Annotated in this window: 8 protein-coding genes; 3 read left to right on the top strand and 5 right to left on the bottom strand. The window is 71.8% G+C overall.

Features of this window, described 5'->3' with window-relative positions:
* Positions 1 to 103: 103 nt before the first annotated feature.
* Both ACFZB3_RS41770 and ACFZB3_RS41775 read right to left on the bottom strand, forming a co-directional pair.
* On the bottom strand, positions 104 to 1,294 hold the full coding sequence (locus ACFZB3_RS41770; protein ID WP_391386701.1) for a lipid-transfer protein: 1,191 nt from the start codon (positions 1,292 to 1,294) through the stop codon (positions 104 to 106).
* Complete coding sequence (locus ACFZB3_RS41775; RefSeq protein WP_391386703.1) at positions 1,291 to 1,737, bottom strand: zinc ribbon domain-containing protein; 447 nt, start codon at positions 1,735 to 1,737, stop codon at positions 1,291 to 1,293. The genes ACFZB3_RS41770 and ACFZB3_RS41775 overlap by 4 nt, the downstream gene beginning before the upstream one ends.
* Before the next feature lie 196 nt (positions 1,738 to 1,933).
* Here ACFZB3_RS41775 and ACFZB3_RS41780 point away from each other — a divergent pair, with 196 nt between their 5' ends.
* Positions 1,934 to 2,467 carry an NUDIX domain-containing protein gene (locus ACFZB3_RS41780; protein WP_391386706.1) on the top strand — a complete coding sequence of 178 codons (534 nt, stop codon included), beginning with the start codon at positions 1,934 to 1,936 and terminating at the stop codon, positions 2,465 to 2,467.
* Here ACFZB3_RS41780 and ACFZB3_RS41785 read toward each other — a convergent pair.
* Positions 2,461 to 4,839 carry a TIM-barrel domain-containing protein gene (locus ACFZB3_RS41785; RefSeq protein WP_391386708.1) on the bottom strand — a complete coding sequence of 793 codons (2,379 nt, stop codon included), beginning with the start codon at positions 4,837 to 4,839 and terminating at the stop codon, positions 2,461 to 2,463. The two genes, ACFZB3_RS41780 and ACFZB3_RS41785, sit on opposite strands and share 7 nt — an antisense overlap.
* Before the next feature lie 214 nt (positions 4,840 to 5,053).
* Here ACFZB3_RS41785 and ACFZB3_RS41790 point away from each other — a divergent pair, with 214 nt between their 5' ends.
* Both ACFZB3_RS41790 and ACFZB3_RS41795 read left to right on the top strand, forming a co-directional pair.
* Positions 5,054 to 7,030, top strand: a complete 1,977-nt coding sequence (locus ACFZB3_RS41790) for an acetoacetate--CoA ligase (RefSeq protein WP_391386711.1) — start codon at positions 5,054 to 5,056, stop codon at positions 7,028 to 7,030.
* A 92-nt stretch (positions 7,031 to 7,122) separates the two neighbouring features.
* Positions 7,123 to 8,016 carry a hypothetical protein gene (locus ACFZB3_RS41795; RefSeq protein ID WP_391386713.1) on the top strand — a complete coding sequence of 298 codons (894 nt, stop codon included), beginning with the start codon at positions 7,123 to 7,125 and terminating at the stop codon, positions 8,014 to 8,016.
* Between the two features lie 69 nt (positions 8,017 to 8,085).
* Here the strand turns inward: ACFZB3_RS41795 and ptsP are convergent, their stop codons facing one another.
* The gene (gene ptsP, locus ACFZB3_RS41800) at positions 8,086 to 9,756 is read right to left on the bottom strand and encodes a phosphoenolpyruvate--protein phosphotransferase (protein WP_391386715.1); all 1,671 of its coding nucleotides are present in this window, start codon (positions 9,754 to 9,756) and stop codon (positions 8,086 to 8,088) included.
* 114 nt (positions 9,757 to 9,870) lie between these two features.
* Positions 9,871 to 10,320 (bottom strand): glucose PTS transporter subunit IIA, encoded by a 450-nt coding sequence (locus ACFZB3_RS41805; protein WP_391386718.1) that lies wholly within the window; start codon positions 10,318 to 10,320, stop codon positions 9,871 to 9,873.
* Positions 10,321 to 10,727: the final 407 nt, after the last annotated feature.

The following is a 10,727-nucleotide window of genomic DNA, read 5'->3' on the forward strand; positions in this document are numbered from 1 at the left end:
GATGACGCCACCGGCGCACGCCCAGGGGCAGTTCATGAGACGTTCACGCACCATTTCGGGCTGGTCACGCAGGGTATGCACCTCTGCGGTCACAACCGCCCCGTCAGCGCACCGCTATCACGGACGAGCCGTGCCCGAACAGCCCCTGGTTGGCCGTGATCCCCACGCGCGCGTGCGCCACCTGCCGGTCGCCCGCCGCCTCCCGCAACTGCCAGGTCAGCTCGCAGACCTGGGCGATCGCCTGGGCCGGTACCGCCTCCCCGAAGGACGCGAGCCCCCCGCTGGCGTTGACCGGTATGCGGCCGCCCGGGGCCGTCGATCCCTCGCGCAGCAGCTTCGCCGCCTCACCCTCGGCGCACAGCCCGAGATCCTCGTACCACTGCAACTCCAGCGCGGTGGAGAGGTCGTACACCTCGGCGAGCGACAGCTCCTCGGGGCCGATGCCCGCCTCCTCGTAGGCGGCCCGTGCGATCGACGCCCGGAAGGGCTCCGGGGACGGCTCCACCGCCGCCGCGGAGTCCGTGGCGATGTCCGGCAGGTCCAGCACCGTGTTCGGGTAGCGGGGCGTGACGGTGGACACCGCGCGGATCCGCACCGGCCGTGCCACCCCGTGCCGGCGCGCGAACTCCAGGCTGGACAGGACCAGTGCGGCCCCGCCGTCGGAGGTGGCGCAGATGTCCAGCAGCCGCAGCGGATCGGCGACCAACTGGGAGGCGGCGACCTCCTCGGGGGTGACCCGCTTGCGGTAGCGGGCGTACGGGTTGAGCGCCCCCAGCGCCGCGTTCTTCACCTTGACCAGGGCGAAGTCCTCGGGGGTGTCCCCGAACACCGCCATCCGGCGACGCGCGTACAGGCCGAAGTAGGTCGGATTCGTCGCCCCGAGCAGCCGGAAGCGCAGCCAGTCGGGATCGTCCGGCCGGTCACCTCCGGCGGGCCGGAAGAAGCCCTTGGGGGCCGCGTCCGCACCCACCACGAGCACGACGTCCGCGAGGCCCGCCAAGATCTGTGCCCGCGCCGCGGCGACCGCCTGGGCCCCGGACGCGCACGCCGCGTACACGCTCGCCACCCGCGCCCCCTGCCAGCCCAGTGCCTTCGCGAAGGTAGCGCCGGCCACATGGCCGGGATACCCGCCACGCACCGTGTCCGCGCCCACGATCGAGCCGATGTCCCGCCACTGCAGTCCGGCGTCCGCGAGCGCCGCGCGGGCCGCCGCCGTCCCGTACTCGACGAAGCTCCGCCCCCATTTGCCCCAGGGGTGCATGCCCACGCCGAGCACCGCCACGTCCGCCGTCATGCCGCCACCCCCGTCGGCCGCCAGTGCCAGGTCGTCCAGGTCGTCTCCGCGTCCTCGCCCAGAACTCCGGGGACGGCCTCCACCTCCATGCCCACCGCCAGATCGGCGACGGTGATCCCGGGAACCGCCTGTCCCAGCACCACGATCCGCTCGGACTCCAGCTCCACAGCGATCAACGCGTACGGCTCCCACGGAAGTTCCGGGTCGCTCACATAGGGTGACGGGGGACGGTATCTGCTGTCGGTGTACGACCAGATCCGTCCGCGCCGGGAGAGCGGGACCTCCTCCAGGTCGCCGCCCGCGCAGCCGGGATTGCGGCAGTGGACGTCCTCACGCGGGAAGAAGACCGAGGCGCAGGCCGCACAGCGGGTCCCCAGCAGCCGGAATCCGTCCCCCTCGCCCGTGAACCAGGCGTCGACCGCCGGCCTGCGTGTACGTGACAAAGCTCCTCCAGGACACGAGATCTGACGGAACGTCAGAAGTGTGCCACGGGTGGCCCGGATTGGGCAGGCCGCGTCGGCGCCCCCCGGCCGCCCCGCCCGTTTCCGGTTCAGGGGCCCCCACATGTCGGTTCACTTCCGGAAGGAAGCGTTCCCCTGACCGTAAGACGTCGTACTCCCGATCGGATAAAGTCCGCGCGTGTCCGAAAATCAGCACCCAATTGCCAACTCCGCTCCGGACTCGCACTGTTCGAGCTGCGGAGCGGCCTACGGAGAGGGAATCTCCGGCTGGCCCCGCACCTGCCCGGCCTGCGGCCACGTCGCCTACCGCAACCCGCTGCCGGTGGCGATCGCCCTTCAGCCCGTCTACGACACGAAGGGCACCGCCCTGGTCGTCATCACCCGCACCGTGGCCCCCGCGCGCGGGGGCATCGCGCTGCCCGGGGGCTACGTCGACGACCGCGAGGACTGGCGGCACGCCGTCGTCCGTGAGCTCAAGGAGGAGACGGGCATCGACGCGGCCGCCCGCGACGTACGGCTCGTCGACGCCATGAGCTCACCCGACGGGCACCTGCTGCTGTTCGGCCTGCTCCCGGAACGCCCGGCCGAAGGCCTCCCGCCGTCCGGCGCCACGGACGAGACGGAGGGCTGGCACCTGCTGCGCCGCCCCGAGGAACTCGCCTTCCCGCTGCACAGCGTGGCCGTACGCGCGTGGTTCGAGGGCCGTTACTGAGCCCTCCCGCTCATTCCAGCCCCCCGTACCCGGACGGGCCGGGACGGCTCGCTCGCACCGGTCTCGTCCTCGCGCGCGACCACCACCCGCCGGCCCTCCCAGCGGGCGACGTAACGCTCGACCTCCGGCTCCTCCCAGCCGTCGCCCGCGTCCGGCACGAACAGCCCGCCCCCCGTCCGCCCCCGGGCGGGCGCCCACACCTCCAGCCGCGTCCCGCCGTCCTCGTCCCGCACGGGCAGGACGGCACCCGCGCGTGCCAGCACCGGGATCCGCGACAGCGGGGCATCGAGGAGCACCTGCCCGGGACCCTCGTACGCCTGCTCGGTCACCGTGTCGTACCAGCGGCCACGGGGCAGCTGCACCGCACGCCGGTCGGCACCCGGATCCAGCACCGGGGCCACCAGCAGAGCGTCGCCCAGCAGGAACGCGTCCTCGCAGTCACGCAGCGCCCGGTCCTCCGGCGCACCCCACCACACCGGCCGCACGTACGGCGCACCGGTCCGCCGGGCCAGCTGCGCCAGCGTCATGAAGTACGGCAGCAGCCGCCGCCGTTCGAGCAGCGCCACGCGCGCGTGCTCCAGCACCTCGGCCCCGAACTCCCACGGCTCCCGGCGCCCCGCCCGCATGCTCGCGTGCGTACGGAACAGCGGCAGATAGGCGCCCAGCTGGAACCAGCGCAGAAACAGCTCCGGCGACGGACTCCCGTCGAAACCGCCCACGTCAGGACCCGAGTACGGCACCCCGCACAGCCCGAGCCCCAGCACCAGCGACAGGGACGCGCGCAGCCCCGGCCAGCCGGTGGCGACATCACCGGACCAGCTGCCCCCGTAGCGCTGCATACCGGCCCAGCCCGACCGGGAGTACAGGAACGGGCGCTCCCCGGGTGCGAGTCCGCGCAGACCCTCGTAGGCCGCCCGCGCCATGCAGAGCGCGTAGACGTTGTGCGCCTCACGGTGGTCGCCGCCGCGCCCTTCCAGAGCGTGCCGCGCCGAGCGCGGCAGCGTCGACTCACCGAACGCGCTGAACGACGTCGGCTCGTTCATGTCGTGCCAGAACCCGGCGAAGCCCAGCGCGAGCCGCTCCTCGTACAACCCGCCCCACCACGCGCGCACACGCGCGTCCGTGAAGTCGGGGAAGACCGCCTCCCCGGGCCACACCACCCCCTCCACCGTCCGCCCCGACGGATCACGGACGAAGGCGTCGACCGCTGTCCCGCTGTCGTGGACGGCATTGCCCGCCTCGGCCTCCACCGCAGGATCGACGATCGACACCAGCCGGATCCCGTCCCGCCGCAACTCCTCCGCCAGCGTCGGCAGCTTCGGGAAACGCTCGTGATCGACCGTGAACACCTGGTGCGCGTCGTAGTGGTCGATGTCCAGGTGGACGGCGTCCAGCGGCAGACCGCGCTCCTGGTAACCGGCGACGATCCGCCGCACCTCCTGCTCGCTGCCGAAACCCCAACGCGCGTGGTGATGGCCCAGCGCCCACGCCGGCGGCAGCGCGGGCGCGCCCGTCAGCGAGGCCCACGTGTGCAGCACGCGCGCGGGAGTGCCCACCATCACCCAGCAACGCAGCGGACCGCCGTCCATCCGCAGCTCGCTGCGCCCGGTCCGGTCGTGCCCGGAACCGGCGCCCTCCTCGCCCTCCCGGAGCGTCACCGTCCCGTCCCAGGAACTGTCGTGGAACACCAGGTGCGCCGCCGCGTCCGCCACCACCAGCTGCACCGGCATGGTGATGTACAGCGGATCGTCACCGGGCCCGAAGGCACGGCCGGGATCGGTGTTCCACAACCGGTACGTGCCGTCCCGCAGCCGCGGCCCCGAGGCACGCCCGCCCAGCCCGAAGAACCGCGCGTCCGCCGCCACCTCCGAGCGCTGCACCCAGCGCGCCGCACCCCCGCCCACCGGCTCCCACCAGCGCGGCGGCAGATCCCGCCGCAGCAGCACGCCACCCGGCGTGCACACCTCCACCGCGCCGTGCCGCGAGACACTGACCTTCACCCGCTCCGCCACGACCCGCCAGCCGCCGTCGGTGTCCGGTTCGAGAACCGCCCGCGGATCCGGCTCCGGACAGCGCCCCGCGAGCGCGTACGACGGCTCGGGACCGGCCCCGTCCCAGCCCCAGAAGACCGCCCCGTTCACCGCGACCGTGATCCGCAGCTCGGACCGGCTGAACCGGATCACACCGCCGCCCGGCCCCGGCTCCGCGTCCTGCACCGGCCCCGGCACCCGGGCCCGCTCCGCCCCCCGCGGCGGCAGCCCGGCGGCATCGATCCGCTTCCTGCGCCACGCCGCCCGTACGGTACGCAACCCCTGAGCCGCCTTCCTCGAACCGACCACTCTTACCGAACGCACCAGGTCACGACCGTCCATACTGCTCACCCTGCCACTCAGCGCTCCACACACGCGTGCCGTTCAACTGCCGTTCACCCGTGCCGGGACCACATCTTCACGACACGGACTATGTGGAGCGCACCCTGGTGTAGAAGTCGATCACATGGCATCGTCCCTGTCAGCCGCGTCACGCGCACACCCCTGCCCGTGCGCGTCCCACGCACACAAAGCGCAGAAGCCCGGGAGCCGCCCCATGTCGACCGCGAACCCCCAGCCGCTCTGGCAGCCCGATCCGCAACGGATCGCCCAGGCACGCATCACCAGGTTCCAGTCCTGGGCGGCGGAACGCCACGGAGCCCCCGCCGACGGCGGGTACCCGGCCCTGCACCGCTGGTCCGTCGACCACCTGGACACCTTCTGGCAGGCCGTCACGGAATACTTCGACGTGCGGTTCTCGACGCCCTGCACGCGCGTGCTCGGCAACCGCGCCATGCCCGGCGCCGAGTGGTTCCCCGGCGCGCGGCTGAACTACGCCGAGCACGCCCTGCGCGCCGCCGCCACCCGCGCGGACGAACCCGCCCTCCTGTACGTCGACGAGACCCACGAACCCCGCCCGGTCACCTGGACCGAGCTGCGCCGCCAGGTGGGCTCGCTGGCCGGCGAACTCCGCGCCCTCGGCGTCCGCCCCGGCGACCGCGTCAGCGGCTACCTCCCGAACGTCCCGCAGGCCGTGGTCGCCCTCCTCGCCACCGCCGCCGTGGGTGCCGTCTGGACCTCCAGCGCCCCTGACTTCGGCGCCCGCAGCGTCCTGGACCGCTTCCAGCAGGTAGAACCCGTCGTCCTGTTCACCGTCGACGGCTACCGCTACGGCGGCAAGGAACACGACCGGCGCGAGATCGTCGCCGAACTCCGCCGCGAACTGCCCACCCTGCGGGCCGTCGTCCACATCCCGCTGCTCGGCACCCCCGCTCCGGAAGGCGCCCTGGACTGGTCGGCCCTGACCGCGGCCGACACCGAACCAGAATTCGAACAGGTCCCGTTCGACCACCCTCTCTGGGTGCTCTACTCCTCGGGCACCACCGGCCTGCCCAAGGCCATCGTCCAGTCCCAGGGCGGCATCCTGGTCGAACACCTCAAACAACTCGGCCTGCACTGCGACCTGGGCCCCGAGGACCGTTTCTTCTGGTACACCTCGACCGGCTGGATGATGTGGAACTTCCTCGTCTCCGGCCTCCTCACCGGCACCACCGTCGTCCTGTACGACGGCAGCCCCGGCTACCCCGACACCGGCGCCCAGTGGCGCGTCGCCGAACGCACCGGAGCCACCCTCTACGGCACCTCCGCCGCCTATGTGATGGCCTGCCGCAAGGCCGGCGTGCACCCCTCCCGCGACCACGACCTCTCCCGGGTGAAATGCGTCGCCACCACCGGCTCGCCGCTGCCCCCCGACGGCTTCCGCTGGCTGCACGACGAGTTCGCCGCGAGCGGGGCCGACCTGTGGGTCGCCTCCGTCAGCGGCGGCACCGACGTCTGCTCCTGCTTCGCCGGCGCCGTACCCACCCTCCCCGTCTACACCGGCGAACTGCAGGCACCCGGCCTCGGCACCGACCTCCAGGCCTGGGACCCGGCCGGCCGTCCCGTCATCGACGAAGTGGGCGAACTGGTCGTCACCAACCCCATGCCCTCCATGCCGATCCGCTTCTGGAACGACCCCGACGGCAGCCGCTACCACGAGAGTTACTTCGACACCTACCCCGGCGTCTGGCGCCACGGAGACTGGATCACCGTCACCTCACGCGGCACCGTGATCATCCACGGCCGCTCCGACTCCACACTCAACCGCCAGGGCGTACGGATGGGCTCGGCTGACATCTACGAGGTCGTCGAACGGCTCCCCGAGATCAAGGAATCCCTCGTCATCGGCATCGAACAGCCCGACGGCGGCTACTGGATGCCCCTCTTCGTCCACCTCGCACCCGGCGCGGTCCTCGACGAGACCCTGCTGAACCGCATCAAGCAGGCCATCCGCGAACAGCTCTCGCCCCGCCACGTCCCGGACGAGGTCATCGAGGTCCCCGGCGTCCCGCACACCCTCACCGGAAAGCGCATCGAGGTCCCCGTCAAGCGCCTGCTCCAGGGCGCACCCCTGGAGAAGGCCGTCAACCCCGGCTCCATCGACAACCTCGACCTGCTGACCTACTTCGAGGACTTCGCCCGCAAGCGCGCCTGACGTCCGCTCCCGTTGTCAGTGGCGCCGGTTACTGTGAGTGAGCATTGACCGATCACGCCCAGACCGCACACAGACAGCACACGGGGGAAACCATGGCGCGCACCGACCACCGAACCATGCGACGCGTCCTGCGCCGCGAGATCGCCGGCACCATCGGCCTGCTGACCGACGAACACGACTTCCGAGCCATGCGGCGCTACCGCACCTTCACCTTCGACGACCACCTCACCTACCTCCGCCAGATCGAAGCCCTCCTCAGGACCCGCGCCGCCGAAGGAACCCACACCACACTCGCCCTGTTCGACCCCGAGGAATACGCCGAGTTCTGCACAGCCACCGGCCTCGACCCGGACGCCCCGGCCAGCCGCACCCGCTTCACCGCCCAACTCGCGGCCACCGGCCCCACCGTCCCCTACGACGGCCGCCCCCTCACCGACCTCGTCCCCGCCCTCGTCGACGAGGCGGTACGGCAGGCCACCTGGGAATACGCCAGCACCCTCCTCGCCCGCCTCGGCCCCTGCCACACCTGTGGCGAGGACATCGGACGCGCCGCCTTCACCCGCGCCTCCCACCTCCTGACCCGCATCCTCGACACCGCCCCGGCAGGCAACCGCCACCTCGTGTGCAGCGTCTCCGGACCACCCGAAACCCTCGTCACCGTCCTCCACGCCGACCAGAACAGCGACGGCACCACCCACCTCGACGAGGCCGAAGCCCTCGAATTCACCAGCGTCCTCGCCCTCGGCCTCGCCACCAACAGCCCCGGCGGACTCGTCATGCGCACCAGCGCCCCCGGCACCCCCGACCGCGTCTACGGCTGGCGGCTGCGCGGCAACGCCCTCGGGCCCCTCACCGCAGGCGAGGTCTTCGACGCGTACTGCACCGACGTCGAATCCGGAGACCTCATCTCACCGGAATCCGACGTCGACTACTGCGCGCCGCCCGACCTGGGCGACCAGGAGACGAACCCCGGCCACCACCACTGAAACCACCAGGGGCGCCCCACCCGCAGGTGGAGCGCCCCTGGAAGGACAAGCCGGTCACGGCCCCGCCGACTACTCGCCGGACAGCACCGCCTGAGCCGCCGCCCGGGCCTCGTCCGCGCTGTCGGTGGCGCGCGCGGCCGCCGCCGCCCGCTCGCACTGGGCCAGCGTGTACTTGGCCAGCATCGCCCGGACATAAGGAATCGACGCCGCACCCATGGAGAGGGAGGTGACACCCAGACCGGTCAGCACACAGGCCAGCAGCGGATCCGACGCGGCCTCACCGCACACGCCACAGCTCTTGCCCTCGGCCCGTGCCGCCTCCGCCGACAGCGCGACCAGGTCGAGCAGCGCGGGCTGCCACGGGTCCTGCAGCCGGGACACCGCACCGACCTGACGGTCGGCGGCGAACGTGTACTGGGCCAGGTCGTTCGTCCCCAGCGACAGGAACTCGACCTCCTGAAGGACCGAGCGCGCCCGCAGCGCGGCCGACGGAATCTCCACCATCGCGCCGAACTTGGCCCGCAGCCCCGCCGCCCGGCAGGCGTCCGCGAACGCCTTCGCATCGGCGCGGTCCGCCACCATCGGCGCCATGACCTCAAGGTGGACGGGCAGCCCCTCGGCCGCCTTCGCCAACGCCGTCAGCTGGGTACGCAGCACATCCGGGTGGTCGAGCAGCGTCCGCAGACCACGCACGCCCAGCGCCGGGTTCGGCTCGTCCGACGGCGTCAGGAAGTCCAACGGCTTGTCCGCGCCCGCGTCCAGCACCCGCACGACGACCCGGCCCTCCGGGAACGCCTCCAGCACCTGACGGTAGGCCTCGACCTGCTTCTCCTCGGAAGGAGCACTCTTGCTGTCGTCCAGGAACAGGAACTCGGTACGGAACAGACCGACGCCCTCGGCACCGGCCGCCACCGCGGCCGGCACGTCCGCAGGACCGCCCACGTTGGCCAGCAGCGGCACCTTGTGCCCGTCAGCGGTCGCGCCGGGGCCGGTCGAGGCGGACAACGCCGCCTTCCGCTCGGCCGCCGCCGCGGTCAGCGCCGCCTTCTTCTCCGCACTCGGGTTCACGAAGATGTCACCGGTGCTGCCGTCGACGGCGATCACGGTGCCCTCGGCGAGCTCCCCGGCACCCGGCAGCGCCACCACGGCCGGCACCCCCAGCGCCCGCGCCAGGATCGCGCTGTGGCTCGTCGGCCCGCCCTCCTCGGTCACGAAGCCCAGCACCAGGGCGGGGTCGAGCAGCGCCGTGTCGGCCGGCGCCAGATCCCGTGCCACCAGCACGTACGGCTCGTCACTGTCCGGGACACCCGGCATCGGAACACCCAGCAGCCGGGCGACGATACGATTCCGCACATCGTCCAGGTCGGCCACCCGGCCGGCGAGGTACTCGCCCGCCGCGGCCAGCAGTTCGCGATACGCGGCGAACGCGTCGTACACGGCACGTTCGGCGGTGCTGCCGACAGCGATCCGGCGGTCCACGTCGGACATCAACTCGGGGTCCTGCGCCATCATGGCCTGCGCCTCAAGCACCGCCTGGGCCTCGCCGCCCGCCAGATTGCCGCGCGCCGTGAGGTCGGCCGCCACGGCATCCACGGCCTGACGGGCACGCCCCTGCTCCCGCTCCGCCTCTTCCGCGGGGATCTGCTTGGCAGGCGGCTCCAGCACCGCCGTTCCCATGTGCCGAACCTCGCCGATCGCCACTCCGTGGCTCACGCCGACGCCTCGCAGCGTTGTCTCCATCTCACCCGTCTCCGATAGTGCGGCGGGTCCCGCCGCCGCGGTGGTTGTCGTGGTCGCCGCCTGCTCCGTCGTACGACGGCATGGCGGCAGGGTCGGTCCTCGGCCCGGGACGGGTCAGTTCCAGGCGAAGAGAGTGTCGCCGGCCTTCACGTCACCGTCCTCACGGACGTCGGAGAGGGAGTCGGCGGTGGCCTCCAGCGCCACGACGGGGCAGACCGGGGACTTGCCGGCGGCCTCGACCTCGGCCGGGTTCCAGCGGATCACGGCCTGACCGCGGGCCACGGTGTCGCCCTTGTTGACGAGCAGTTCGAAGCCCTGCCCGTTGAGCTGCACGGTGTCGATGCCGAGGTGGGTGAGTACGCCGTGGCCGCTCTCGTCGACCACGACGAACGCGTGCGGGTGGAGGGAGACGATGACTCCGTCCACGGGCGCGACGACCTCGGAAGGCTCACGCGCGGGGTCGATGGCGGTACCCGGGCCGACCATGGCCCCGGCGAAGACCGGATCCGGCACTGCGGCCAGTCCGACGGCGCGTCCGGCGAGCGGGGACGTCACGGTGGTCATGGGAAGCCTCCCAGGAGTGGTGCTGTTCATGGGCCGTCACTGCCTGTCCCGGACGGCGCTGAGCAGCAGCGTATGTCAGATGAACTGGCGGTTCCGCATGGAAGCTACCAGGTAGTGGTCTAGACCACCAGCCTATTCGATTTGCGCGGCCTTCGAGGCTCCGTGTACAGTCGTACTCCTGCTTGGGACCAAGCGGTGCGGAAAAGCATCGCCACCGAGCAGCACCCAAACTCGTCAGATCCTAACTCGGGATCACTTTCCGCATGCCTGCGGGAGGGTGGTCAGAGGGCCGGAAAAACACTGATAGAGTTTGAAACACCGAAGGGAAGCCCGGAGGAAAGCCCGAGAGGGTGAGTACAAAGGAAGCGACCGTTCCTTGAGAACTCAACAGCGTGCCAAAAGTCAAC

The organism is Streptomyces sp. NPDC008092, assembly GCF_042957285.1.
GTDB lineage: Bacteria > Actinomycetota > Actinomycetes > Streptomycetales > Streptomycetaceae > Streptomyces.

Excerpts from the sequence above, each read along its gene's own strand:
- ACFZB3_RS41770 (WP_391386701.1), bottom strand. The coding sequence starts at position 1,294 with ATGACGGCGGACGTGGCGGTGCTCGGCGTGGGCATGCACCCCTGGGGC.
- ACFZB3_RS41785 (WP_391386708.1), bottom strand. The coding sequence starts at position 4,839 with ATGGACGGTCGTGACCTGGTGCGTTCGGTAAGAGTGGTCGGTTCGAGG.
- ACFZB3_RS41790 (WP_391386711.1), top strand. The coding sequence starts at position 5,054 with ATGTCGACCGCGAACCCCCAGCCGCTCTGGCAGCCCGATCCGCAACGG.
- ACFZB3_RS41795 (WP_391386713.1), top strand. The coding sequence starts at position 7,123 with ATGGCGCGCACCGACCACCGAACCATGCGACGCGTCCTGCGCCGCGAG.
- ptsP (WP_391386715.1), bottom strand. The coding sequence starts at position 9,756 with ATGGAGACAACGCTGCGAGGCGTCGGCGTGAGCCACGGAGTGGCGATC.
- ACFZB3_RS41805 (WP_391386718.1), bottom strand. The coding sequence starts at position 10,320 with ATGACCACCGTGACGTCCCCGCTCGCCGGACGCGCCGTCGGACTGGCC.